We start from the raw sequence: 25,075 nt of genomic DNA, 5'->3' as shown, positions 1-25,075 counted from the left end.
AGGGGATACGCAGGGAACTGATCACGCTCTGTAATGATTGCCCGCCGTCGTGGGAGGTCGGTCGAAAAATACTGGGCACACCGAAACGAAAGGTGTTCCCCGTGTCCGCTCCTGCTCCTCCCGCCGTATCCCCGTCCGCCCCGGGCGCTCCGTCCGCCCGCCGTACGATCCTCGACATGCTCAGCCGGTGGATGTGCGAACAACCGCTGGCCGTCGCGGCCCGGCACGCAGGGCGGGAGCTGACATACGGAGACCTCGATCAGCTGTCCGGCATGCTGGCGGCGGATCTTCGACGGAGAGGCGTCGGGAGAGGTGATCGGATCGGGATCTTCGTGGAGCGCGGATTCGAGATGGTGGTCGCCATCGTGGCCGCACTGCGGCTCGGGGCGGCGTACGTGCCCGTGGATCCGCGAATCGCCACCGAGGTCCATATGGCGCATGTGGTCGCCGTGACGGGCATGCGTGTCGTGCTCACCCAGGCGCGGTTCGCGGACCGCGTGACGTCGGCGACGGGCATCCTGGTCGTGCCGATCGAGCGCGCCCGCACCGCGGACGCGGATGCCTCTTCGCAGGGGACCGTCGCGCCACGCGCCGGAGATGAATGCGTGATCATCTTCACGTCCGGAACGACGGGTACGCCCAACGGCGTGCGGGTGACCCACCGCAACCTCGAGAACTTCCTGTTCGGAGGGCCCGGAGCGCTCGGCATGAAGCCGGGGACCGTGGTCGCCCAGATCCTCAACATCGCTTTCGACATGGCGGTCTGGGAGATCCTCGGCGCGCTTACCCACGGTGCCACGCTGCACATCCGCGGACGGGACTTCGCCGAGGCTCTGCGTGCCGCAGACGTCGTGATCGCGACCCCGTCGATCCTCACCCCGCACGACCCGCGACGGCTGGGCCGGTTCACCGCTGTCGCCGTCGCGGGGGAACGGTGCCCTCGTGCCCTCGCCAACCGCTGGGCTGCCGTGACGGATTTCTACAACTCGTGCGGTCCTACCGAGATCACGATCGTGAACACGATGCATCTGTGCACCCCCGATGAGGCGGATCCGCCGATCGGGCGGCCGATCCCGGGAACGACCGCCTACATCCTGGATGAGGGTGGCGCTCCGGTCGCCGACGGCGAGGTCGGGGAGATGTGGGTCGGGGGAGCGGGGGTCACCGCCGGGTACCTGGGAAACCCGCGTCTGACCCGCGACCGTTACCGACTCGACCCGTTCTCCGACGACGGCAGTCTCATGTTCCGCACCCGCGACCTCGCCCGATGGAATGCGGACGGAGATCTCGAGCACCTCGGACGCACGGACGACCAGGTCAAGATCCGGGGCTTCAGAGTCGAACCCGACGCCGTGAGCGCACTGCTCGAGCGGGAGGACTCCGTGCAGCACGCGGCCGTCCTCCCCACCGACGACCGCACGGCGCTGGTCGCTTTCGTGACTCCGGAGGACGCCGACGTGGAGGCTGCGCTCGCCCATGTACGTGAAGCACTGCCGTACTACTGCGTGCCGGAGATCGTCCATCTCGTACCGGCTCTTCCGATGACGACGCGCGGCAAGGTCGACCAGACGGTGCTGAGGAGCCACGCATGGCGAGCAGCGTGACTCCCGAGACCCACGTGCGCCCCGCGGCGCTCACCGGGTGGCGGCTTCTTCTCACCCGTCCTGCTCTGATGCCCTACAACAGGCTGGTGGTGCTGGTTCTCGCGCTCAACGCCGTCGTCGCCGGGATCATCGCCACGACCTCGGCCTCGATGCCGTCCGACGACGCCGCCACCCTCCTCATCACCATGAGCGGCGTGAACCTCGCAGCCGCAGTGTTGATCCGCCAGCAGTACGTGATCAACCTCCTGTTCCGGCTCGCGACGAGCGTGCCGAAATCGGCGCCGCTGGCGGTCCGTCGACGTCTCGCGAAGGTCTACCACTTCGGTGGGATCCACGTCGGAGCCGCGGTCGCGGCCGTGGGCTGGTTCCTGGGGGGAGCCGCCACCGTCGTCTTCAGTGATTCCTTCTCCGTGTTCTCGAAGGGCGTGGCCGTCGCCCTCGTCGCGTGCCTGGTCGGAATCCTCGTACCGGCGCTGCCTCCGATCCGCCAACGCCGCCATGACCTGTTCGAGATGACCCATCGCTTCGGAGGATGGTCCGCTCTCACCCTCTTCGCCGTACTCACCGTGGCGCTCGCCGCCGATGCCGCCGACTCCGCCGGCGCTGCGGGGATCGGACGAGTCCTCGCCGCGTCGCCGTCGTTCTGGCTGCTGCTGGTCATCGTGCTCAGCGTCGTCGCACCGTGGCTGCGGCTCAGGAAAGTGCCCGTCCGCATCGCGACGCCGTCGTCTCACGTCGCACTCGCGGACTTCGATCACGGCGTGCGTCCCTTCGCCGGTTCGTCCACCACCCTGGCGCGGCATCCGCTCGGCCAGTGGCACTCGTTCGCGAATGTCGTCACCCGCGACGAGACCGGCTTCCGGCTCACCATCTCGCGGGCGGGGGACTGGACCGGAAGACTCATCGACGACGCGCCCTCGCATGTGTGGACACGAGGGATTCCGACGGCGGGCGTGGGAAACGTGGACAAGCTCTTCGAGCGCGTCGTGTGGGTCGCGACCGGAAGCGGGATCGGCCCGTGCCTGCCGCACCTCTTCGCCGACACCACGCCCTCGAAGCTCGTGTGGGCGACCAGAGAACCGGAAGCCACCTACAGCAACGATCTCGTCGAGTCCATCCGTGCCTCGCACCCCGATGCCGTGATCTGGAACACCAGCGAACAGGGGCGCCCCGACCTCGTGGCACTGGCGCTCGAAGAGTTCACCTCGTTCGACGCCGAAGCGGTGATCTGCATCTCCAACCAATCGACCACCCGCCGGGTCGTCTCCGCGCTGGAAGCCCTCGGGGTCCCCGCGTACGGGGCGATCTGGGACTCCTGAAAGGCATTACCGTGTCCACACTGCTCATCAGCTCCGAGGGGACCACCCTCACCGTCACCCTCGACCGCCCCGCTCAGCTCAACGCCATGGGCATCGACGAGCTCGATGCCATCCGGCATGTGTTCACAGAGCTCGCCGAGACGGTGCCCGCGGATCGCCCCCGCGCCGTGGTCGTGCGTTCGACCGGAACACGCGCGTTCGTGGCCGGTGCCGACATCGCCGAGATGGCGGCCGCATCGTCCGACTCCGGTGAGCGCATCAGCCGCGCCGGACAGGCGGCCATGGACAGCATCGCCGCCTGCCCCGTGCCGGTCATCGCCGCCGTCGACGGTCACGCGCTCGGAGGTGGGTGCGAACTCGCGGCCGCCTGCGACCTCGTGTACGCCACGGCGAACTCGCTCTTCGCGCTGCCCGAGGTCGGGTTGGGCCTGATCCCGTGCTTCGGCGGCACGTATCGTGTTGCCGCCCGGATCGGCGACGGCCGGGCGCGACGCATGGCCCTGACGGGCGAGCGGGTGACGGCCGCGACGGCGGAGGAGTGGGGTCTCATCGACGCCGTGCTTCCCGACGCCGATGGGCTCGCCGCCGCGGTGGGCGGCCAGGCGCTCGCGTTCAGCCGTGCGTCGAGGAGTGGGCTCGCCGCCGTGAAGGCCGCTTTCGCGCTGCCCGCGCCGCTGCGTGCGGTGGCGGAGCGCACACTGTTCCGGGACGCTCTGGCACACGCGGATGGCCAGGAGGGCATGGCGGCGTTCCTGTCGAAGCGCGCCCCGTCGTTCCGCTGAGAGTGCAGGACTCTGTCGGCAACGACGACGTATCTTCGGAAGGTGCGCAGAACCGTGGAAGTGCAGTTGGCCGACCTCGCGAACGGCCGGGTGCTGGTCGTCGAGGACGATGAGGAGCTGCGCAGCATCCTCGTGGCCTATCTGCGTCGTGCCGGGTTCTCCGTCGAAGCGGTCGCCGACGGCTTCGCGGCGTTGGAAGCCGCGACGCTCAGTCCTCCGGATGTGGTGCTCCTCGACCGCATGATCCCCGGCGTCGACGGCGTGGAGATCTGCCGTCGTCTGCGCACCACGTCGAACGCTCCGATCCTCCTGCTCACGGCGATGGGGCAGCCGCATGAACGCATCGACGGCCTGGAAGCCGGCGCGGATGACTACGTCGTCAAGCCCGTCGCACCGCGCGAGATCGTGCTCCGCGTGATCCGGCTGTTGCAGCGGACCGCGCACCAGGGCGCCGGCGAGTCGCCGATCACCCTCGGACGGTTCCGTTTGACGCCGGCGATGCGGGTGATCCAGAGCGATGGCGTCGACCTGGAGCTGACCGTCCGGGAGTTCGAGCTGTTCGCTTTCCTCCTCCGCCACCCCGATCGGGTGCACTCGCGCGAGGAGATCGCCGGCGGAGCGTGGGGATGGGAGGCCGGAGACACCTCGGCTGTGGCCGTCAACATCCGTCGCCTCCGCCTGAAGGTCGAGCCCGATGCCTCCCGGCCGGTCGTCATCCGCTCGGTGTGGGGGCACGGCTATCTGCTCGACAGCGAAGGGACGAGATGAACGCGATGCTCCTCGAAACGCTCGGAGTCGTCGTGGCGGCGGTGATCCTGACCGGAGTCTTCGGGGCGGTCGCGCTTCGGCTGACCCGCAGGTACTCGATGCGCTGTCAGATGATGATCGTCGTGATGACGGTGGTCGTGGGGATGTCGGCATCCTTCGCCTTCGCGGCCTCGCGGATGCAGATCGAGGAGGACGATCTGCCGCTCATCCTCGGAGCGACGATTCTCGCCGGCTCGGGCACGATGCTGCTGGCGTGGCGCCTGGGCAACCGGCTGGTCGAGGAGAGCAGACGGATAAGCCTGCACACCCGGCAACTGGCATCGGGTCGCCCCCTCGACGACCACACGGTGGTGTCGAACTGGGAGTATCGGCAGATCGATCGAGAGCTCCACAACGCTGCGCGCGCGCTCCACGAGGCTCGGGAGACGAATCTCCGGCAGGAGGAGGCGAGACGGCACCTCATCACCGGGATCTCCCATGATCTGAGGACACCGTTGGCCGCCATCGACGCGATCATCCGCGCTCACGAGGACGGGATCATCGAGGACCGTGTCGAGTTCACGACGAGGCTTCGCGCGCAGAGCAGCCGTCTCGGGGCGCTGGTCGAGGACTTCTTCGCGTTCTCGCTCATCGAGATCGATCGGGTGCCGCTGAGCCCGGAGCACCTCGATGTCGCCGATCTGGTCGGCGATGCCGTGGGAACAGCCCGTAATCTCGGCGCGACGGTGCACCTGGAAGTCGACGAGTCAGGCGACGTCACGGCCTTCGCCGATCCTCTCAGCATCGAGCGCATCTTGATGAACCTGCTCGCCAATGCGGTGCAGCACACCCCTGAGGGGACCGCGGCGACGGTCTTCCTGGAGGCCGATGCCGACGCGGTCAGGATCAGCGTGGAGGACCACGGCTCCGGCATGACCCCTGAGGCTCTCGAGCAGGCGTTCGATGCCGGATGGCGTGGCGACCTCGCCCGCACCCGGAGCATGGCCCCCTTGGCGACGAGCGGAGCCGGGCTGGGGCTGGCGATCGCGCGCGGACTCGCGGTGGCGAACGGCGGAACGCTGGAAGGTCGTTCGCAGAGTGGGGCCGGCTGCCGGTTCACCCTCACGCTGCCGCAGCGAAACCGTCCACATGGATGATCCGCCTCCGTCGCGTCGGTCGTCGTACGCGCAGGTCGTGACTCCTCACTCCTTGCGCTGCGGTGCCGGTGTCTCGGTCTTCACCTGCGGACGGGCGGGCGCGGAGGCGAGCACCGTCGAGGGGCCGCTCAGCGCCCGCAGCGCGTACAGGATCGTCGCGAGATCGACGAGCTCCTGGACGAGTGCTCCGACCACCGCGGGGATGAGGCCGGTCATCGCGACGATCATGAGCCCGACGCTCAAGCCGATCCCGATCCAGATCGCGGTCAGGGCGACCCGCAGAGTGTGGCGACCGATCGACACCGCATCGACGAGCTTCGCCAGCGAGTCGACGAGGATCACGACATCAGCGGCATCGCCGGCAGCGGTCGCTCCCTTCGCGCCCATGGCGACGCCGATATCGGCGGCGGCGAGCACAGGGGCGTCGTTCACGCCGTCGCCGACCATCATGATCGGCCGCGGTTGGAGTTCGCCGGCGAGAGCGACCTTCTCGGGCGGAAGCAGCTCGGCGTGGATCTCCGAGATGCCCACCTGATGAGCCACTGATTCCGCCGTCGGCCCGACGTCGCCCGTGAGCATGACCACGCGATCCACCTCGTGCGTCCGCAACCACGAGACGACGGCCGCTGCTTCGGGCCTCGGGTGGTCGGCGAGTACGAGCACCCCGGCGAAACGGCCGTCGACGGCCACGTAGGCTGCGGCCTGACTCAGCTCCAACGTCGCCCGCACGGTGTCGGGCGCGAGAGCGGCCACGTAGGCGGGCTTGCCGACGACGACAGCTCGACCATCGATCTCGGCGACGACACCGTTCGTGGCCTCCTCCCTGGCCTCTGTCGCTACACGCAGCGCGAGTCCGCGCGCGTCCGCGGCGCGACGGATGCCCTCGGCGAGCACGTGCGTAGAGTACTGTTCCGCCGAGGCGGCGAGTTGCAGGACCTCGTCCGCGCCGAAGCCGTTCGCCGGCCGGACATCGACGAGTTCCGGTCGGCCCTGCGTGAGCGTTCCCGTCTTGTCGAAGGCCGCCGATCGCACGCGCGCGATCTGTTCGATGACGGCGCCGCCCTTCATGATCACGCCTGTCTTCGCCGCGCGTGAGAGGCCTCCCAGGAACGCGACCGGGGCGGCGATCAGGAGAGGACAGGGCGTCGCGAGCACGAGGACCTCGGCGAAGCGCGTCGCGTCGCCCGAGATGGCCCAGGCTGTGCCGGCCAGGACGAGCGACACCGCGGTGAAGGGGATCGCGAAGCGGTCGGCGAGCCGCACCACCGGCGCGTGGGAGTCCTCTGCGGCGTGCACGAGTGCGACGATCTGCTGGTACTGGCTGTCTGCGCTCGAGCGAACGGCCTGGATCCGCACAGCGCGACTGCCGTTGATCGCTCCGGAGAGCACCTCCCCTCCGGACTCGCGGGCCACGGGCATGCTCTCGCCGGTCAGCGATGACTCATCGAAGGTTCCGGTCTCGGTGAGCAGCACGCCGTCGACGGGCACCACCTCCGACGGGCGCACGAGGAGCACATCGCCGATCGCGACCTCGTCGACGGGGAGATCCCTCACCTCGTCCGAATCCGCGGCCTGTGCGTGCACGAGCACGTGGGCGATGCGCGGAGAACGATCCAGCAACGCGGACAGGTCGCGCTTCGCGCGACGGCCGGCGAAGTCTTCGAGCGCCTCTCCGCCCGACAGCATGAGCACGATGATGAGGGATGCGATGTACTCGCCGACGGCGAGCGTCGCCACCATCGCGACCACCGCGAGGATGTCGAGACCCACGTGGCCGCGCAGCACATCCCGCACCATGCCGACGAGGGTCCAGACGACGAACGCGGCCACGTAACCGGTGGCGATCCACCGTCCGATGACGGCCGCGTCGACCGCGTGCAGGATGAGCACGCCGACGAACACGAGGACGGTGGTCGTGATCGCCGGATAGCGCCACAGCAAGCGGAGAAACCTCATGCTCCAGCTTCCCGCGAATCGGTGCGGAGTGCCACCGACGGGCGGCGGGTTCGGGTTAATCCCATGAAATCCCTGTGAGTGGACTGTGGCGAGGTCATTCTTAGAACCGTCTCAGAGCCTGGTCTCCAGGATGACCCCATGACCACTCTCACGAACAGACCCCGAGGTGCCCTCTCCCCGGTGATCGGAGAGCACCATGGCTCGGCCCACCGCCGCGCTCAGGCATGGCGGGCGGGAGCGATCATCGTCATCTGGGCGACGAGTCTCCTCGTCGTCGCGCTCTGGGTGGCCGGGGGAGGGATCGGTGCCGTCCTCGGAGCCAGCGGGGAGACCGTCACCACGCTGGGACGACTGACGGGTCTCGTCGCCGCCAACCTCCTGCTCTACCAGGTGCTCCTCATGGCGCGGGTTCCACTCTTCGAGCGCGGATTCGGTCGTGACGGCATCACCCGTATGCATCGCTTCGTCGGGTTCTGGTCGTTCTGGCTGATGGGCGCGCATATCGCTCTGCTCGCGTTGGGCTACGCGATCACCGCCGGCATCAACCCCTTCGTGCAACTGTGGGGATTCGTCTGGGACTACCCGGGCATGCTCCTCGCCACCGCAGGGACCCTGCTGATCCTGCTCGTGGTGGTCACCTCGATCCGACGTGCGCGTCGGCGCCTGCGCTACGAGTCCTGGCATCTCCTGCATCTCTACGCGTACCTCGGTGTGGGCCTGGCCCTCCCGCACCAGCTGTGGACGGGCGCGGACTTCCTCTCGTCGCCGCTCGCGACCGCGTACTGGTGGACGATCTGGGCGCTCGCGGCGGCGTCGATCCTCGTGTTCCGATTCGGTATGCCCGTGCTGCGCTCCTCGCGGCGTGCCCTGCGCGTGGCGAGCGTCGAACCCGACGGTGCGCGGGGAGTGACCATCCGCGTCGTCGGGCGTGATCTCTCGACCCTGGGTGCCCGTGCCGGACAGTTCTTCGTATGGCGCTTTCTCGACGGGCAGGGGTGGACGCGTGGTCACCCGTTCTCGCTCTCCGCTGCGCCAGGGAGCGAGCTCACGCTGACGGCCCGAGTGGTGGGGGACGGTACGCGCCGTCTGGCATCGCTCACACCGGGCACGCGCGTCATCGTCGAAGGACCGTACGGGGAGATGACGGGGGAGCGTCGTACCGGGACGAAGCTGCTCATGATCGGTGCAGGTGCCGGGGTGGCCCCTCTTCTCTCCCTGTTGGAAGCCGAGGATTACGCGCCGGGGGAGGCGACTCTCCTCACCCGCGACTCCGTCGCCGAAGATGCACTCCGGCAGGACGCGATCGCCGACCTCGTCTCGCGTCGAGGAGTGCGGTACCTGCCCTTCATCGGTCCCCGGTCCTCCGGCCCGTCGAGCTGGATCGCGGCCAGCCACAGCGCCTGGAACGGTCCCGACCTGCTCCGCCACCTCGTTCCCGACCCCGAGGCCTACGACGTCTTCGTCTGCGGAACCGAGACCTGGATGAAAGGGCTCACGCGCGACCTCGAGAGCGCCGGGTTCCCTCCGCACCGCATCCACTCCGAATCGTTCACCGTCTGACCAGGGAGGTCGCCATGAAGAAGATCCTGTATGCCGTGCTCGCGACGATCAGCGGGCTCGTGCTGCTGTTCAGCTATCGCACGTCGCTCGATGCGGTCATGCCGCACGACGCGACTCCTCCGACCACAGGCGCCGTCGGCAGCTCCGGGACGTCGAACTCCGGAGCGTCGGACTCCGGAGCGTCGGGCTCCGGAGCGTCGGCGGGTACCGGTCTCGCCGACGGGACCTACACCGGCGCGTCGTCGCAGACCCGGTACGGACCGGTGCAGGTCAGGATCACGGTTTCCGGCGGACAGATCAGCGACGCGCAGGCCATCGATTATCCCGACGGCAACGGCCGGGACCGTCAGATCAACGGCACCGCGATTCCTCGGCTGGTTTCGGAGACTCTGCAGTCGCAGAGCGCGCAGATCCAGATGGTGTCGGGAGCCACGTTTACCAGCGACGGCTACCTCTCGTCGCTGCAGAGCGCGATCGATCAGGCGCACAGCTGATGCGTGGCGCACCGGAGAGCACGCGGGTCTGGGTCGAGAAGATCATGGGCATCCCGATGAGCATCCACCTGATCTCCGCGGGAGATCAGGATGCTGTGGCGACCGAGGGGGCGATCAGAGCGTGCTTCGATGAGCTGCACGACGTGGACGGCATCTTCTCGACCTATCGACCGGACTCCGACATCAACCGCATCCGCCGAGGAGAGCTGTCTCTGGCTGACGCCGACCCGCGGGTGGCGTTCGCGTCTGCTGCGTGCGAACGCGCAGCGCACGCGACCGGTGGGCTGTTCTCTGGGTATCGGGAAGGGTGGTTCGATCCCACCGGCTGGGTCAAGGGGTGGGCGGTCGAGGAGGCGAGCCGTCGCCACCTCGCACCGCTGCTGACCTCGGCGGTCGCGGTCGGGATCAACGCGGGCGGAGACCTGCAGCTGTTCACGGCGGACGGATCGGATCGGCGGTGGCACGTGGGGATCGCTGACCCGCACGACCGCGGTCGGGTGCTCGCCACGCTCGATATCGCCAACGGTGCTGTCGCCACATCGGGCACTGCCGAGCGCGGCCACCACATCCTCGATCCGCGAACGGGCGCGCCGTCGACCGGCGTGGCGTCCGCGACCGTCGTCTCTGACGGCCTCGCGCAGGCGGACGTCTGGGCGACCGCAGCCGTCGTGGCAGGAGCTCTTGATCATTCCTGGATCGAGACTTCCGCCTCGCGCACCGGCATCGTGGTGGACCGCGAGGGGGCTGTCACGCGCTGGCTCGGTTCGACGATGATCGACGTGTGCGCTGTCAGCGGGACGCGGGAAGTGTGAGGAGGAAGGTCGTGCCGCGGGCGGTCGAACTCTCGACCTCGATGGAACCGCCGGCCCGGCGCGCGACATCGCGCACGAGCGAGAGTCCGAGGCCGAAGCCGCGCAGGCGCCCGCTCTCGGGCGGGCGGGCGAAGCGCTCGAAGATCTGATCCGAGGGGATCCCGGCGATGCCCGGTCCCTCATCGGTCACACGAACGGTGACGTCACGCGCGTCCGTGCCGATGCGGATGGTGACTGCGCCGCCGGCAGGAGAGTGCTGTACCGCGTTGTCGAGCAGAGCGACGAGGACGCGGACCAGTGTCACCGTGGGGATCCGGGCTACGGCCCCGTCGTCGACGACGGTCACCGTGAGAGCCACCTCGTGCTCGTCCGCGATCGTCGAGATCGCGGCGACCGCCGTGGACGCTGCACTCGCCACTTCGGCCTCTCCGTCGTCATGGGACGCCCCCTCGGCCGCTATCAACAGGTCGTTCAGCACATCTCCCATGGAGTCTGCATCTCGACGGAGCTCGACCAGGCCGGGGCCGATGTCCTCACCCCGGTCGAGGCGTCGCTGAAGCACTTGGATGCGACTCGTCACCGTCGTCAGGGGCGTGCGCAGCTCATGGCTGGCATCGGCCACGAAGTTGCGCTGTCGGCGCAGTGCCTCACCCAGCGGGCGAACCGACCGTCGGGCGGCGACGGCGGCCACGATCCCCAGCAGCACGACGCCGATGACGCCCAACACGATCACCACGGGCACGACCACGTCGATGTCGACGATGAAGTCGTCGCGTGCACCGACGGGGCCGCCGAACCATCCGCCGCCGTGTTCTTCCCCTTCCCGTCGGGAGGTGGAGAGGATCACGGTGATCAGGATCCCGATGCCCATCGCAACGATCACACCCGACGCGACGCCCACCCACAGCCCGATCGACAATGCCGCTCGGCGCACCCGCGCCGCGTCGTCGCTCATGAGGGCGCCCCCGCCCGGTACCCCCGTGCGCGCACGGTCTCGATCATCTCTGCGCTCGTCTTGCGTCGCACATAGTGCACATAGGTGTCGACAGAACTCGTCGTGTCCCCCTCGTGGAACACCGCGTGCAGGATCTCCTCCCGGGTGAACACATGCTCAGGGCTGGCCGTGAGCAGCTCCAGCAGGGCGCTCTCGGTCGCCGTCAATGCCACGCGATACCCCGTCGGGTCGTAGACCGCCTGGGCATCAGGGGCGAAGACCCACTCGCCCAGAGGCCTGCGCGCGCCCTGCGCGCGGAACGCTCTCCGCAGCGCGCGAAGGCGCGCCAGCAGTTCGTCGTAGTCGAACGGCTTCACCAGGTAGTCGTTCGCTCCGCCGTCGAGACCTGTCACGCGATCATCAACGGTATCGAGGGCCGTCAGCATCAGGACGGGCGTCGTGATGTGTGCTGTGCGCACCGCATGCACGAAGGCCACGCCGTCCATGCCCGGGAGCCTCCGGTCGACCACCATCGCGTCGTAACGCCGACTCAGTGCGAGTCGCAGGGCGCTCTCGCCGTCCGGAGCATGATCCACGTCGTACACGTCGCCCAGCACCTCCACCGTCAAGGCGGCGATCTCCGCGTCGTCCTCCACATAGAGGAGCTTTCCGCGCGGCGCATCGGTCTGGTTCATGGCGGCCGTCCTCGGGGAGTCGTCCGTGATCTTGGTGATCAGAGTACGCCCGCACCGGCGTCGTGAACCTCACGACGCCCCCGTGCATTGCTGCGCGCCAGGATGATCCCGCCGAGGAGGGCGGCGACGAACGATCCGACCAGTACCCCGATCTTCACGTGTTCGTCCGCAACCGAGCTCGATCCGTAGGCGAGTTCGCCCACCAGGAGGGACACCGTGAACCCGATACCGGCGAGGAACGCCATTCCGGTCAGATCGGGCCAGCGCAGCGACTCGTCCAGGCGCAGCGCAGGGAGGCGACTCAGCAGGAAGGTCGTGGCGAGGATGCCGATCGGCTTCCCGATCACGAGGCCGACGACGATTCCGATGGTGATCGGGTCCGTGAACGCCGACGTGAGGCCTGCCCACCCGCCGACGGTGACCCCGGCGGCGAAGAAGGCGAAGACCGGGACCGCGAACAGCGTGGCCACGATGCTCCAACGGTCGGCGAAGTGCGCGGCCATACCGTCGTAGACCGGTCGGCCGGCATCGTCCGTGCCGACCCGCACGCGGGCGCGCTCCGTCGCCGTGACGGGCACGACGAAGCCGAGAAGCACGCCGGCGACGGTCGCGTGCACACCGGATGCGTGGATGCACACCCAGACGGCGATGGCGAGGGGGAGCAGGATCCACCACGCCCGCACCCCCTTCGCCACCAGGGCGGCGAATCCCGCCAGCGGCAGCAGCGCCAGGATCAGCCACGGAAAGCTGATGGTGTCGGTGTAGAACGTCGCGATGATGGTGATCGCGATGAGGTCGTCGATGATCGCCAGCGTGAGCAGGAACACCCGAAGGGCGGGAGGCAGGAACTTGCCGACCACGGCGATCACGGCCACGGCGAACGCGATGTCGGTGGCCGTGGGGATCGCCCAGCCGCGCAGGGCATCCGAACCGCCGGCGGCGTTGATCACGACGAAGATGAGAGCGGGAACCACCACGCCGCCGATCGCGGCCGCGATCGGCAGGGCGGCTCGACGTGGATCGCGCAGGCGTCCGGCGACGAACTCCTCCTTCAGCTCGAGACCGACGACGAAGAAGAAGATCGCCAGCAGGCCGTCGGACGCCCAGGCGCCGACGCTGAGTTCGAGATGCAGTTCCGGGATGCCGAACGTGAAGTCGCGCACGGACTCGTACCAGGGGGCGGCGGGACTGTTGGCGAGGACGAGCGCGGCGAACGTCGCCGCGAGCAGGAGCGACCCGCCGAGGACGTCGCTGCGGGCGTTGGAGCGGATGCCGTTCCACAGCGCATGCGGGGCGAGGGAGAAACGGGCAGGGGAAGAATTCGGGGACACGGAAAATACCTCACGCGAGAGAAGGGGGGAATGGCGCAGAAGACCAGCGCCCCGTTCGAGGCGTGGTCTAGTTCCGTGGCGGCGGGCAGCCGGCGATCTCGCCGTGCGAGAGGGTGCCCCAGACACTGGTCCACCCGTTCGTGCCCGGGTGCAGGATGACCCGCATCCATTCCCTCATCGGGGTCGCCGAACGGAGACGGTGCGGGGCACGCGTCGAACCGGCGATCGAGAGGAGGGGCACGTATCGAGCCTATCGTCGTCCCGCTGGGACACCGCCTACCGCGATCGAATTTCGCTAACTAGGCTAGCGATCATGGAAAGATACGTGCGCTGGCGTTGGCTCGGGCTCGTCTTCATCAGCATCGCGGTCTCGCTGATCATCGTCGATTCGACGATCGTCAACGTGGCGATCCCCGCGATCGTGGAGGACCTCGGCATCACCTCGACCGAGGTCCAGTGGGTGCAGGAGTCGTACACGCTCGTCTTCGCGTCGCTGCTGCTCGTCTTCGGCAGCCTCGCCGACCGTTTCGGTCGACGCCGGGTGATGATCATCGGCGTCGTCGTCTTCGGAGCCTCGTCGGTGGTCGCCGCCCTGTCGCCGGACGGCGGCATGCTCATCCTGGCCCGACTGGCGCAGGGCGTCGGCGGTGCGATGATCCTCCCCACCACCCTCTCGATCATCAACGCGACCTTCCGAGGCAGGGAGCGCGGAATCGCGTTCGCCGTATGGGGTTCCACGATCGGCGGCATGGCGGCCGTCGGTCCGCTCCTCGGCGGGTGGCTCACGACCGCCTACTCGTGGCGCTGGGCTTTCGGCATCAACATCCCCCTCGGCGTCATCATCGTGGTCGGCGTGCTCCTGACCGTCGCGGAATCGCGCAGCGATCGCGTCTCCCGCGTCGACATCATCGGAGCATTGCTGTCGATAGCGGCGATGGGAAGCCTCGTGTTCGGCCTGATCGAGGGACGGACCTACGGCTGGTGGCTGGTCGACACGCGGCCGCAGATCGGTGACTGGGCCTGGCCGTGGGAGCTGTCGCCGATCCCGCTGTTCTTCGCCGTCGCCGTCCTCGCCGTCATCGCGTTCATCCTGTGGGGACGGCACCGCGAACGGGTGGGGAAGTCGACGCTGCTGGCGCTGCGGCTGTTCTCGATCTCCTCGTTCCGCAACGGGAACATCGCCGCAGCGGTGGTGTCGTTGGGGGAGTTCGGCATCATCCTCGCGCTTCCGCTCTGGCTGCAGTTCGTTCTCGGTTTCGAAGCCGTGCAGACAGGGCTGCTCCTGCTCGCACTGGCGGGCGGATCGTTCCTCGCCAGCGGTGTCGCCGGAGCCTCGAGCGGAAAGGTCGCCCCGGTCTGGGTGGTGCGTGCCGGCCTCATCGCCGAGATCATCGGTGTCGCGGGAGTCGGCTTCGTCATCGGCCCTGATGCATCCTGGGGACCGCTCATCCCGTTCCTCTTCGTCTACGGACTCGGTGTCGGCCTCGCCACGGCGCAGCTAACCGGGGTCGTGCTCGCCGAGGTGCCGGTCGCGGACAGCGGGGCGGCCTCGGGCACGCAGTCCACGTCTCGGCAGATCGGCGCCGCCCTCGGCGTCGCTGTTCTTGGCACTGTTCTCTTCACCAGTACCGCCGGGATCCTCGCGTCTTCGCTCGACGAGCGCGGTGTCCCCGCCGCCCAGCGCGACCAGATCGTGTCGGCCGTGGTCGACAGCGCAGGGGCGGCGATCAGCGGGCTGGAATCGAATGCCGCGACCGCTGATGCGGCCGATGATGCCAAGGCCGCCTTCTCCGAAGGGACCCGCTACGCCGCCTGGACAGCGGCAGGGTTCCTCGCCCTCGGCCTGCTCGCCACCGTGTCCCTCGGATCGACCACGGTGCGCACCCGGCCGGAGGACGAGGACGGGCGGACGGAGGAAGAAGGCCGCCAGCAAAACGACGAAAGAGCAATCTGACGGAGGGCGTCGCCACTCCCGCCCTACTGTCGCGAAGCAGGATCTCCGGTCCGCCGGTCGAAGCGCCCCGCGTAGTCGTCGTCGGTGATGTGCTCTTTCCACTCCGTGGTCTCCGCAGGGTCGTCCGCGTTCTCGAGCATGGCGATGTGCTCCATGAAAGAGTCTCCCGCAGCGGCGTGCCAGTGATCCTGTCCGGGCGGCGTGTACAGCGTCTCTCCGGGGTGCACGTCGATGATCTGCCCGTCGCGCGTCCCGAAGCGGGCGACGCCCTGGGTGACACGAAGGTACTGACCTCGGGCGTGCGAGTGCCACGCGGAGCGCGAACCGGGGGCGAACTTGACGATGGCCACGGTCATCCGTTGGTCCCCATCGTGCGGTGCGGCGATTCGGTCCACCCAGACGTCTCCCACGAACTGGTCTGCAGTGTTCTTGGCGGTCGGTGTGGTCGGTTCGAGGTTCACAGTGGCGTTCCCATCGCAGTGAAGGAGAAGGGGGGCAGAGGAGGCGGGGAGTCGGGTCAGCGGAGAGCATTCTCGCGGATGTCGGCGAGCGCGTTCATGAACCCTTCCGAACATCCGCTGGATCCCGCGAGTCGGTCGACCACGATGTCGTCGAGCGGCGTGCCCACCACCTCTCTCGGGAGGGCATCAGCGAACCGCTGTTGATACCCCAGCGATATCTCGTCATCTGCCGGCGTGGTGATGTCGACGTCTGTGACGATGCCGTTCTCGATGGTGAGAGTCACGTCGTGATGGGACGGGAGCGAGCCATACCAGCCGCGTGCGGAGTACTCTCCGTCACGATAGGTGTCCGTGGTCACGGTGTCTCCCTCGACCCTCGGTGGTGCTGATGGTGCCGAGACATCGGGCCGTGCATCGTCTGATCCGGCGCACGCGGCGATCGAGACGGCCGATGCCACGATGCCGACAGCAGCGGCGACCCGGCGCCCGACTTTCGTGGGGCGTTGCGGGGAAGCGGTGCGGGCCATGTTTCGACGGTACGCCCGTACCTCATCGCCTGGGGTGCTCTGCTGTTACCTGGATAGGTGGCCCCTGGTGCTGCGTTGCGGCGGGCGGGACTGACCGCTTATCCGTGTAACGACAGTCACTCCCAGGTGCTGATGGATGGTCATAGTGTCGATCCCATGACGAACACTCACCTCACCCTGAACAACGGTGTCGAGATGCCCGCATTGGGTTTCGGCGTCTTCCAGACACCGCCGGACGAAACGGTCGAGGCTGTCTCTTCCGCCCTCTCCACGGGGTACCGTCTCATCGATACCGCCGCCGCATACGCCAACGAGCGAGGAGTGGGCGACGCCATCAAGGCGTCCGGTCTTTCCCGCGACGACGTGTTCATCGAGTCGAAGGTCTGGATCAGCGACTACGGCTACGACCAGACGCTGCACGCATTCGAGAAGAGCGCCCGCAAGCTCCAGGTCGACGTCATCGACCTCTTCATCCTCCACCAGGCCCTCCCCGGTGAGTTCGACAAGACCATTGCCGCCTACACGGCGCTGGAGACTCTCCTCGCCGAGGGCAAGGTCCGCGCCATCGGCGTGAGCAACTTCATGGTCGACCACCTCACGACGCTGCTCGCGCAGACCGAGATCGTGCCGGCGGTGAACCAGATCGAGGTGCACCCGTACTTCCAGCAGCGCGAGCTGCAGGCGTTCGGCAAGGACCGCGGCATCCTCACACAGGCCTGGTCGCCCATCGGCGGCATCACGTCCTACCGAGGGGACGATTCCCAGAGCACGTTCAACGACCCCGTCATCGTCGCCATCGCCGACACACATGGAAAGTCGGCAGCGCAGGTGATGCTCCGCTGGCACATCCAGAACGGCGTCCAGGCCATCCCCAAGTCGGTGAAGCCTGCTCGTATTGCGGAGAACTTCGACGTGTTCGACTTCGAACTCACCGACGACGAGATCGCTCGCATCGACGCTCTCGATACCGGCGTTCGCGGGGGCCCGGAGCCCGAGGTCATCACGCTCGAGGCGTTCGGTCGCGATATCCCGGAGAACTGACATGACCGCGACGTCCACGGTTCTCGTCGTGGGGGCGACCGGCAGCATTGGTGTGCACGTCGTCCGCGAGGCTCTCACGAGAGGACGACACGTGCGCGCGTTGGTGCGTGACGCATCTCGCGCCGCGCGGGTCCCGGAGGGCGCGGAGATCGTCATCGGCGATCTCACCTCGGCCGAGACGCTGGCGGACGCTGTCGCCGGGGTCGGCTCCGTGGTCTTCGTCCACGGCTCCCATGGTGGCCGTGGTGTCGCAGAGAAGGTCGACTACGGAGCAGTGGCCAACGTGCTCACTGTGCTCGACGGACGCCCTGTGCGCATCGCCCTGATGACCGCTGTCGGCACGACGGATCGGGCGAACGAAGGTCACGACTGGAAACGGAGGGCCGAGCGCCTCGTCCGCGCGTCCGGCAACCGGTACACGGTCGTCCGCCCCGGCTGGTTCGACTACAACGCACCGGACGAGCGCCACATCGTCTTCCGTCAGGGAGACCGGTACAGCACGGCCTCGCCGGCAGACGGGGTCATCGCCCGCGACCAGATCGCGCGCGTGCTGCTCGACTGTCTGGAGATCGACGCGGCGGACCACCGAACCCTCGAACTGGTCGCGGAGCGAGGGGCAGCGCAGGAGGACCTGGCCCCCGAGTTCGAGGCGCTCGTCCGAGATACTGGAATCGACGGCGCACTCGACATGCCGAACATGCCTCTCACCGACGAACCGGCCACCGTGCGGGACGACCTGAGCCGGCTCGGCCGGTAGCTCGTCGACCGGCGGCTCGTGAGCGCCGCCGGTCGGTACGTATCCGCACACGACACCCATCCACACACGACGGGAAGGCACGACGTGGCAGGCATGACACAACGAGCCGAGGTGAGTGAGTTCCTCTCCACGCGGCGAGCACGACTCACCCCGGAGCAGGCCGGCATCATCGGCGGAGGCCGACGACGTGTCACCGGTCTCCGCCGCGAAGAGGTGGCCATGTTGGCCGGGATGAGCGTCGACTATTACGCCAGGATGGAGCGCGGCAACCTGTCCGGCGTCTCCCCGGAAGTGCTCGAGTCGCTCGGGCGCGCACTCCACCTCGACGACGCCGAGCTCGCCCACCTCCATGACCTCGCCCGAAACGCCGCCCCGAACCGTTCTGCACGCGCACGTCCGCGGGCTGCGACGCCCGTCATCCGGCCCGCGCTTCAGCGACTCCTGGACAGCATCAGCGTTCCCGCCTACATCTCGAACGCACGCAAGGACTTCCTCGCCGTGAACGTCATCGGTCGGGCCGTCTTCGCGCCGATTCTGGACGACGCCGCCAATCAGCGCAACAACGCCCGCTACACGTTCTTCAACCCCGCTGCGCAGAACTTCTACGTCGATTGGGAGTCCGGGGCCAACAGCATCGTCGCCTCACTCAGAATCGAAGCGGGACGCAACCCGCACGACAAGGACCTCACCGATCTGATCGGCGAACTCGTCACGCGTAGTGACGTCTTCCGTACGCGCTGGGCAGCCCACGATGTTCGCTTCCACCGCACCGGAAGCAAACGGATCCACCATCCGGACGTCGGGGCGCTCCTCTTCGACTACGAGGGTTTCGAGCTGCCTGCGGATCCCGGGCTCGTCATGTTCACCATGACCCCCTCGCCGGGCGGCCCCACCGAAGAGCGTCTCCGATTGCTGGGGAGTCTGTCCGCCATGGAGAGCGCTCAGTCGGAGTGATCCACCGACGTCGAGCGGGCCCGGTGCTCGCCATGACGCGGGTCCGAAGCCCCACTAGTGCTCGCCGGTCCTGTGTACGAGAAAAGCCGCCTGAAACCAGGCGGCTTTCTCATACTCGGATGGACTTCGTATGGATTGACGTTCCATTCGCGTACAACGTGTGTGCCCCCGACAGGAGTCGAACCTGCGACCTACGGTACCGGAAACCGGCGCTCTATCCACTGAGCTACGGAGGCGTACCGATCGACAATATCACTCGTCGGGGGTGGTCTCCGACCCACCGGCCACGGTGACGGGCGCGGCGCGCAGTTCGTCCAGCGCCGCAGCGAGCTTCTCGGCCAGATAACGGTGGCCGTCCGTGGAGGGATGCTGGCGTCCCGCTTCCACGTCGATCACGTCGAGGTAGTTCTGCGGGGTGATCCAGTCCTGGGCGATGGGGGAGATGTACCACCAGCCGCGTGCGGCGGCGAGCTCGGAGAGATCCGCGTCGATACGCGCGGTGGCCGCGCCCACGGGGAGCTCGTGCGGCGCCGGACCGAGCACCACGATCGTCGCCTCCGGGTAGGTGGCGGCCATCGCGTCCCACGCGGCGTTGACGGCCTCGCGGTACCCGGCGACACCCTGTGCGCGGTCGTTGATGGACCCCTGGATGATGACGAGATCCGGCGAGAGGGACGTGTCGAGGGCGGCGATCCGCTCGCCGAAGGAGGGGCCGTCGATCCCGGGCTTCAGGTATCCGCTCCCGCGGACTCCGTTCACGACGGTTTCGCCGTCGAGCAGGTCCGCCAACAGGTAGGCGTAGCCGAGGGTCGGGACGGTCGCCGCCGAACCGTAGGTCCAGGAGTCGCCGAACACCAGCACGGTCGGATGCTCCGGCAGGACGAGCGGCGCCGGAGCGATGACCGCCGAGGGGCCGGATGCCGCATCGGCGGGTGCGCTGATCGGAGTCGTGGAGGGCGCCGGGATCCATGGCCGCCACACGCCGAGGACCACTGCCGCGACGGCGATGAGCAGGCCGGCGGCGATACCGGCGGCGCCCACTCGGCGACGGGTGGCGGGCGGCTTCATGGCATGAGAGTAGATCACCGGAGGCCGAACGCAAATTCGGGGAGCCCCGCGCCGTCGGTCGTGACCTTCCGGCCCCGTAAACTGGGGAGGCTATGAACCCCGAAACCCTCGCCGCAGCCATCCTCGCCGTCCTCGCACCGATCGCCGAGGAACGACGTCCCGGCGAGCCGCTGGAGCTCTCCGCATCCGACATCGTGCTCGAGCGCCCCCGCAACCGCGACCACGGCGACTGGTCCTCGAACATCGCCATGCGCATGGCCAAGCCGTTCGGCACGAACCCGCGCGAGCTCGCGCAGCAGATCGTCGACGGCCTCGCCGACGTCGACGGCATCGCCAGCGCCGAGGTCGCCGGCCCCGGGTTCATCAACATCCGTCTCGATGCCGCAGCGGCGGGTGCGCTGGCGAAGGTCATCGTCGATGCCGGTAGCGCTTATGGCACGAACGCGTCGCAGGCGGGAGTGAGTGTGAACGTCGAGTTCGTCTCCGCGAACCCGACCGGTCCGCTGCACATCGCCCACACGCGCTGGGCTGCTCTCGGCGACTCGATCGTGCGTCTGCTCCTCGCGAGCGGTGCGAACGCCGTGCGTGAGTACTACATCAACGACGCGGGTGCGCAGATGGAGCGCTTCGCGAGCTCGGTGCTCGCGGCGGCGAAGGGCGACCCCACCCCCGAGGGCGGCTACCCGGGCGCCTACATCACGACCCTCGCCGGTCGCGTGCTCGAAGCGCGGCCCGATCTGCTGCAGCTTCCCGAGACCGAGCAGTCCACCGTCGCGATGGAACTCGCGTACGAATTCCAGCTCGCCGAGATCAAGAGCTCGCTGGACCGCTTCAATGTGCCGTTCGACGTCTGGTTCTCGGAGCGCACGCTGCACGCCAAGGACGCGTCCGGCACGAGCCTGATCGACCAGGCCGTCGACCGTCTGCGCGAACAGGGACACGTGTTCGACGACGAGGGCGCCGTGTGGGTGCGCACGACCGACTTCGGTGACGACAAGGATCGTGTCATCCGCCGGTCGAACGGCGAGTACACGTACTTCGCCGCCGACGCCGCCTACTACCTGAACAAGGGCGACCGCGGCTTCCAGAACAAGATCTACCTTCTCGGCGCCGACCACCACGGTTACGTGCACCGCCTCAAGGCCGTCGCCGGAGCGGCAGGAGAGGACCCGGAGAAGAACGTCCAGGTGCTCATCGGCCAGATGGTGTCGATCAACGGTGCGCGCCTCAGCAAGCGTGCGGGGAACATCATCGAGATGGATGATCTGCTCGACTGGCTCGGTAGCGATGCGCTGCGATACTCGCTGGAGCGCTCGCCTGCCGACTCGCCGCTCGACCTCGACCCCGAGCTGCTCCAGAAGCGCACGAACGACAATCCGGTGTTCTACGTGCAGTACGCCCACGCGCGTACCCACAACGTCGCACGCAACGCCGGCCAGTCCGGTGTGGACCGCTCGGAGTTCGCTCCCGAGACCCTCACGCACGAGACAGAGGCCGCGCTGCTCGGCGCGCTGCAGGAGTTCCCGCGCATCGTGGCGTTCGCCGCCGAGGTGCGCGAACCGCACCGTGTCGCCCGCTACCTCGAGGAGCTCGCCGGCCTGTACCACCGCTGGTACGACAACTGCCGCGTGATCCCGCTGAGCGAAGACCCGATCGAGAGCGTCCACCGCACCCGGCTGTGGCTCAACGACGCCACCGGTCAGGTGCTGCGCAACGGACTCGAGCTCCTCGGCGTCTCCGCACCAGAGCGGATGTAGTGCGGCTCGGCGTCCTTCTCGGTACGGCAGGATGGCAGGCATGAGCGACGACAACCACACCCTGCCGTACCCGGACGCCGCCGCGGAGCATCCGACGCTCGTGATCCCCGGTTCCGCCTCCGCTCAGGAGGCGGCCGCGCCGCGCACACGGGCCCGCTGGCCCTGGGTGCTGCTGATCGTGGTCGTCGTGCTCGCAGTGCTCCTGGTCGCTGCGGAACTCATCGCTCGCGCCGTGCTCCCCGGCGTCGTGCGGTCGATCGTCGTGGAACAGCTCGACCTGCCCGCCGACCAGCAGCTCGACGTCGAGACGCAGGGGCTCCTGCTGCCGCAGCTGATCGGCGGCACCCTCGACACGCTGCGTCTGTCGACGGATTCGGTGACGTTGGAGGGCATCACGGGCGCCGTCGATGTGACAGCGACGGACGTCCCGCTGCACGGCGGCGATCTGGGCGGCGCCTCCGGGACCATCCGCATCGATCAGGAGCAGTTCACCTCTCTGCTCGCCGGGACCGATCTGCCCGTCGACTCCGTGGAGTTCGCCGCCCCGAACGCCACGGTGAGCGGGTCGATCAGCGTGCTCGGGGCCGCCGTTCCGCTGTCGCTCACGCTCACGCCCGGAACAACCGACGGCGACCTCGAGCTGACACCGGTCGCCGCGAGTATCGGCGGACTGGACATCGACATCGACCGGGTCGCCTCCACTCTCGGCGCCATCGGCGAAGGGCTGACGCAACCGCAACGGGTGTGCATCGCCGATCAGCTGCCCGCAGGCCTCACCCTCACCGGGCTCGAGGTCGTCGACGGTGCGGCGGTGATCGATATCGATGTGGACGGGGCGATCGTCACCGACACCACGCTCCAGGACAAGGGCGTCTGCCCGAGCTGACCCCGAGTCGTCTTCCGGCGGCGCTCTCACCCCGGCGTCCCGGGCTACGCGGGGTGAGGGGGCTCGTCGAGCGTCGCCTCGATGTGTCGGGCGAGCCACGAGGGACGCTGCAGGGGGATGCCGTGTCCGCAGTCGTCGACGACGCGCAGATCGCTGTGGGGGAGTGAAGCGTGGAGCAGAGCCGCTGAGCGCTTCATGAGCGACCTCTCCTTCCCCCCGACGAGGATCGACGCCGCTCCGGGATACGACCGCCAGGCTGGCGGTGGTGAGAATCGAAGGTTCTCCTCGACGGAGCGCAGCAGACTCTCCCGTGAGATGCCAACCGACGTACGCACGTAGTCGTCCAGGAGCTCGTCCGGGATGAACAGCTCCCGGGCCTGCATCCGGGCGAACCACTGCTTCTTCGCGAGGCCGGCGGTCGCGCCGAGAAGGGCGAGTGTGGGACGGGTCGCCCACATCGGAGCGGCCTGTGCGCTGACCACAACGACGTTCCGCACCCTCTCTGCGTGCTGAGCTGCGAGCTGCACGGTCAGCTGGGCGCCGAGCGAGAAGCCGACGACCGTGGCGGGTCTCCCGAGGTCGTCCAGCAGGCGGGCGAGGGCCGTGGTCGTGACCGCGTGAGACACATATGCCTCGTCGGTGCTGTGACCATGTCCGGGAAGATCGGGGACGACGATGCGCAGACCCTCGCCGAGGTGCGCGCGCAGCGGCTCCCACATCCACCCGGCGACACCTCCACCGTGCAGGAGCAGCAGGGGATGTCCGTCGCGTGCTCCGAAGCTCTCCACATGCATGGTCAGGTCCTCTCGAAGGTCTCGGCCATGCGGCCGATCGTGTCGATCGCGCGTTCGAGCTGCGCGGAGTCGAACGGTCCGAGCAGTCGAGCCGCCGAGAGGAGGCCGATCGACGCGCTCGAGAGCGCGAGGGCGAGCGCCTCGACGTCCACGTCCGCCACGATCTCGCCGCGCCGCTGCAGGCCGTGCAGCCACTCGACGACGCGTCGCTGCCGATCGCGATACCGGCCGTCCGTGATCTCCGCCACGTGCGCACCGAGGATGCCACGGTCGTCGAGGAACGCCGCTGTCATCAGCGCATCGGCACTCAGCGCGCGTGCGGAGGCGCGATACGCAGAACTCAGGCGGGGTCGGTCGCCCAGTTCGCGGCTCACGCGGTCATTCATGCGCGTCGTCCCGCGCTGCAGGAGTGCATCGAGGATCTCCCGCTTGCCGCTGAATTCCAGATAGACCGCACCCTTGCCGATCCCGGCGCCGTCGGCGATCGACGATACGCTCACGCTGTCGAAGCCTTGCGCGAGCACCAGTCGTTCGGCCGCGTCGAGGATGCGCTCGCGACGGTCAGGGACGCGGGGTCTGGGCATCGCCGCTCCTTTCCAGGTGTTCCCGCATGGCCGGGATGACGAGGTCGGGGCGGTCGCGCTGCACCCAGTGTCCGGCACCGGGTACGGTCACCAGCGACCCCACCGGCAGCTGCTCGGCGGCGATCCGGATGCGCGCGAGGGGAACGCCGGAGTCACGATCGCCGTGCACGAGGAGCGTGGGCGTCGTGATCGAAGGCAGCTGCTCGACGTACACGGTGCGCAGTCGATTCCAGAGCACCTGATCGCGCTGCCATTCCCCGAACGTCTCCAGGCCGGTGCCGGTGGCGGCCTCGGCGAGCACCGCATCCACGAGTTCAGGCGTGCGCGCTGTCGGGTTCCGCACCAGCTCTCGCAGCCCTCGTTCCATCGCTGAACGGTTGTGCGCGTACGCGCGGGTCATCCGGGCGAGCAGACCCGAACGCAGCAGGAGGAATGTGCCGAAGTGCGTGAGCCGACCGGAGAAGCCGTCGGCCAGACGGGGCATCAGACCGTAGCATCCGAGCAGTATCGCTGATCGCGCGCGGCCGGGTCGATCCAGGAGATGCCCGACCGCCATGCCGCCGCCGAGTGAGAGGCCGGCGACGGCGTAGTCGGCGAGACCGATCCCGTCGACGAGCTCGCCCACGTATCGCACGAGCCGTTCCTGAGTGAGCGGCCGGTCCGGACGTGGACTCTGCCCGAAGCCCGGATGGTCGGGCGCGATCACGCGATGCCCCGCCTCGGCGAGAGCATGTCCGACCGCACTCCACGAGAGTTCGGCGTTATCGGCACCGCCGCCGTGCAGGAGCAGGACGGGCACACCGGACTCGCATGCCGGTCGCCACTCCAGAGCGGAGACCGTGGCATGGGGGAGGACGATGCTCGTGCGTCGGGGATCCATGGCATCCTCTCGTTGTGACCA

Annotated in this window: 25 protein-coding genes and 1 tRNA gene; 14 read left to right on the top strand and 12 right to left on the bottom strand. The window is 68.3% G+C overall.

Going from position 1 to position 25,075, the window contains the following annotated elements; all coding sequences use genetic code 11:
• The first annotated feature begins 176 nt into the window (after positions 1 to 176).
• From GLO27_RS08520 to GLO27_RS08500, 5 genes are read left to right on the top strand one after another with little or no spacing between them, the layout of a single operon-like run.
• A complete protein-coding gene (locus GLO27_RS08520; protein WP_167254406.1) occupies positions 177 to 1,604 on the top strand; it encodes an amino acid adenylation domain-containing protein in 1,428 nt (475 codons plus the stop codon).
• The gene (locus GLO27_RS08515; protein WP_167254404.1) at positions 1,589 to 2,923 is read left to right on the top strand and encodes a hypothetical protein; all 1,335 of its coding nucleotides are present in this window, start codon (positions 1,589 to 1,591) and stop codon (positions 2,921 to 2,923) included. Before GLO27_RS08520 ends, GLO27_RS08515 begins: the two co-directional genes overlap by 16 nt.
• Before the next feature lie 11 nt (positions 2,924 to 2,934).
• Positions 2,935 to 3,705: an enoyl-CoA hydratase/isomerase family protein gene (locus GLO27_RS08510; protein WP_167254402.1), complete on the top strand. Its 771-nt coding sequence runs from the start codon at positions 2,935 to 2,937 to the stop codon at positions 3,703 to 3,705.
• 42 nt (positions 3,706 to 3,747) lie between these two features.
• Complete coding sequence (locus tag GLO27_RS08505) at positions 3,748 to 4,473, top strand: response regulator transcription factor (protein ID WP_046398829.1); 726 nt, start codon at positions 3,748 to 3,750, stop codon at positions 4,471 to 4,473.
• A gap of 5 nt (positions 4,474 to 4,478) precedes the next feature.
• Positions 4,479 to 5,609, top strand: a complete 1,131-nt coding sequence (locus GLO27_RS08500) for a HAMP domain-containing sensor histidine kinase (protein ID WP_167254400.1) — start codon at positions 4,479 to 4,481, stop codon at positions 5,607 to 5,609.
• Positions 5,610 to 5,654: 45 nt separating this feature from the next.
• Here the strand turns inward: GLO27_RS08500 and GLO27_RS08495 are convergent, their stop codons facing one another.
• The gene (locus GLO27_RS08495) at positions 5,655 to 7,565 is read right to left on the bottom strand and encodes a heavy metal translocating P-type ATPase (RefSeq protein WP_136023765.1); all 1,911 of its coding nucleotides are present in this window, start codon (positions 7,563 to 7,565) and stop codon (positions 5,655 to 5,657) included.
• 138 nt (positions 7,566 to 7,703) lie between these two features.
• On the opposite strand from GLO27_RS08495, the gene GLO27_RS08490 reads away from it, so the two are divergent.
• Genes GLO27_RS08490 through GLO27_RS08480 form a run of 3 tightly spaced genes read left to right on the top strand, consistent with a single transcriptional unit; the run spans position 7,704 to position 10,431 of the window.
• Positions 7,704 to 9,125 carry a ferredoxin reductase family protein gene (locus GLO27_RS08490; RefSeq protein ID WP_243844755.1) on the top strand — a complete coding sequence of 474 codons (1,422 nt, stop codon included), beginning with the start codon at positions 7,704 to 7,706 and terminating at the stop codon, positions 9,123 to 9,125.
• Between the two features lie 14 nt (positions 9,126 to 9,139).
• Positions 9,140 to 9,619 carry an FMN-binding protein gene (locus GLO27_RS08485; RefSeq protein WP_167254398.1) on the top strand — a complete coding sequence of 160 codons (480 nt, stop codon included), beginning with the start codon at positions 9,140 to 9,142 and terminating at the stop codon, positions 9,617 to 9,619.
• A complete protein-coding gene (locus GLO27_RS08480; protein ID WP_167254396.1) occupies positions 9,619 to 10,431 on the top strand; it encodes an FAD:protein FMN transferase in 813 nt (270 codons plus the stop codon). The genes GLO27_RS08485 and GLO27_RS08480 overlap by 1 nt, the downstream gene beginning before the upstream one ends.
• Here GLO27_RS08480 and GLO27_RS08475 read toward each other — a convergent pair.
• The 4 genes from GLO27_RS08475 to GLO27_RS08460 all read right to left on the bottom strand — a co-directional run bounded on the left by GLO27_RS08475 (position 10,409) and on the right by GLO27_RS08460 (position 13,632).
• Entirely contained in the window at positions 10,409 to 11,386 is a 978-nt protein-coding gene (locus GLO27_RS08475) for a HAMP domain-containing sensor histidine kinase (protein ID WP_167254394.1), read from the bottom strand. The two genes, GLO27_RS08480 and GLO27_RS08475, sit on opposite strands and share 23 nt — an antisense overlap.
• Positions 11,383 to 12,060 carry a response regulator transcription factor gene (locus GLO27_RS08470; RefSeq protein WP_167254392.1) on the bottom strand — a complete coding sequence of 226 codons (678 nt, stop codon included), beginning with the start codon at positions 12,058 to 12,060 and terminating at the stop codon, positions 11,383 to 11,385. Before GLO27_RS08470 ends, GLO27_RS08475 begins: the two co-directional genes overlap by 4 nt.
• 38 nt (positions 12,061 to 12,098) lie before the next feature.
• Entirely contained in the window at positions 12,099 to 13,391 is a 1,293-nt protein-coding gene (nhaA, locus tag GLO27_RS08465; protein WP_167254390.1) for a Na+/H+ antiporter NhaA, read from the bottom strand.
• A 67-nt stretch (positions 13,392 to 13,458) separates the two neighbouring features.
• A complete protein-coding gene (locus GLO27_RS08460; RefSeq protein WP_017831028.1) occupies positions 13,459 to 13,632 on the bottom strand; it encodes a hypothetical protein in 174 nt (57 codons plus the stop codon).
• A 72-nt stretch (positions 13,633 to 13,704) separates the two neighbouring features.
• Here GLO27_RS08460 and GLO27_RS08455 point away from each other — a divergent pair, with 72 nt between their 5' ends.
• Positions 13,705 to 15,345, top strand: coding sequence for an MFS transporter (locus GLO27_RS08455; protein ID WP_167254388.1), 1,641 nt, complete (start codon positions 13,705 to 13,707; stop codon positions 15,343 to 15,345).
• A 23-nt stretch (positions 15,346 to 15,368) separates the two neighbouring features.
• Here GLO27_RS08455 and GLO27_RS08450 read toward each other — a convergent pair whose 3' ends face one another.
• Positions 15,369 to 15,806, bottom strand: a complete 438-nt coding sequence (locus tag GLO27_RS08450; RefSeq protein ID WP_167254386.1) for a cupin domain-containing protein — start codon at positions 15,804 to 15,806, stop codon at positions 15,369 to 15,371.
• A gap of 56 nt (positions 15,807 to 15,862) precedes the next feature.
• On the bottom strand, positions 15,863 to 16,333 hold the full coding sequence (locus tag GLO27_RS08445) for a hypothetical protein (protein WP_021199346.1): 471 nt from the start codon (positions 16,331 to 16,333) through the stop codon (positions 15,863 to 15,865).
• A 156-nt stretch (positions 16,334 to 16,489) separates the two neighbouring features.
• On the opposite strand from GLO27_RS08445, the gene GLO27_RS08440 reads away from it, so the two are divergent.
• The 3 genes from GLO27_RS08440 to GLO27_RS08430 all read left to right on the top strand — a co-directional run bounded on the left by GLO27_RS08440 (position 16,490) and on the right by GLO27_RS08430 (position 19,085).
• On the top strand, positions 16,490 to 17,374 hold the full coding sequence (locus GLO27_RS08440) for an aldo/keto reductase (protein ID WP_167254384.1): 885 nt from the start codon (positions 16,490 to 16,492) through the stop codon (positions 17,372 to 17,374).
• A gap of 1 nt (position 17,375) precedes the next feature.
• Positions 17,376 to 18,131, top strand: coding sequence for an SDR family oxidoreductase (locus GLO27_RS08435; RefSeq protein WP_167254382.1), 756 nt, complete (start codon positions 17,376 to 17,378; stop codon positions 18,129 to 18,131).
• Positions 18,132 to 18,224: 93 nt separating this feature from the next.
• Complete coding sequence (locus GLO27_RS08430; RefSeq protein ID WP_031207103.1) at positions 18,225 to 19,085, top strand: helix-turn-helix transcriptional regulator; 861 nt, start codon at positions 18,225 to 18,227, stop codon at positions 19,083 to 19,085.
• A 163-nt stretch (positions 19,086 to 19,248) separates the two neighbouring features.
• Here GLO27_RS08430 and GLO27_RS08425 read toward each other — a convergent pair.
• Positions 19,249 to 19,321: transfer RNA gene (locus GLO27_RS08425), tRNA-Arg, on the bottom strand.
• A gap of 16 nt (positions 19,322 to 19,337) precedes the next feature.
• Positions 19,338 to 20,153 (bottom strand): SGNH/GDSL hydrolase family protein, encoded by an 816-nt coding sequence (locus tag GLO27_RS08420; protein WP_243844754.1) that lies wholly within the window; start codon positions 20,151 to 20,153, stop codon positions 19,338 to 19,340.
• A 92-nt stretch (positions 20,154 to 20,245) separates the two neighbouring features.
• Here GLO27_RS08420 and argS point away from each other — a divergent pair, with 92 nt between their 5' ends.
• Together argS and GLO27_RS08410 are read left to right on the top strand one after the other, a co-directional pair.
• On the top strand, positions 20,246 to 21,910 hold the full coding sequence (gene argS / locus GLO27_RS08415) for an arginine--tRNA ligase (protein WP_167254380.1): 1,665 nt from the start codon (positions 20,246 to 20,248) through the stop codon (positions 21,908 to 21,910).
• A gap of 40 nt (positions 21,911 to 21,950) precedes the next feature.
• On the top strand, positions 21,951 to 22,796 hold the full coding sequence (locus tag GLO27_RS08410; protein WP_167254378.1) for a DUF2993 domain-containing protein: 846 nt from the start codon (positions 21,951 to 21,953) through the stop codon (positions 22,794 to 22,796).
• Between the two features lie 44 nt (positions 22,797 to 22,840).
• On the opposite strand, the gene GLO27_RS08405 is transcribed toward GLO27_RS08410, so the two are convergent.
• Genes GLO27_RS08405 through GLO27_RS08395 form a run of 3 tightly spaced genes read right to left on the bottom strand, consistent with a single transcriptional unit; the run spans position 22,841 to position 25,054 of the window.
• A complete protein-coding gene (locus GLO27_RS08405) occupies positions 22,841 to 23,590 on the bottom strand; it encodes an alpha/beta fold hydrolase (RefSeq protein ID WP_167254376.1) in 750 nt (249 codons plus the stop codon).
• 2 nt (positions 23,591 to 23,592) lie between these two features.
• On the bottom strand, positions 23,593 to 24,174 hold the full coding sequence (locus GLO27_RS08400) for a TetR/AcrR family transcriptional regulator (RefSeq protein ID WP_021199354.1): 582 nt from the start codon (positions 24,172 to 24,174) through the stop codon (positions 23,593 to 23,595).
• On the bottom strand, positions 24,152 to 25,054 hold the full coding sequence (locus tag GLO27_RS08395) for an alpha/beta hydrolase (RefSeq protein ID WP_021199355.1): 903 nt from the start codon (positions 25,052 to 25,054) through the stop codon (positions 24,152 to 24,154). The genes GLO27_RS08400 and GLO27_RS08395 overlap by 23 nt, the downstream gene beginning before the upstream one ends.
• Positions 25,055 to 25,075 lie beyond the last annotated feature (21 nt).

It is taken from the genome of Microbacterium sp. Be9, assembly GCF_011754135.1.
GTDB lineage: Bacteria > Actinomycetota > Actinomycetes > Actinomycetales > Microbacteriaceae > Microbacterium > Microbacterium maritypicum_A.
The sequence above is the reverse complement of the archived record's forward strand: the minus strand, read 5'-3'. Positions and strand labels throughout refer to the sequence as shown.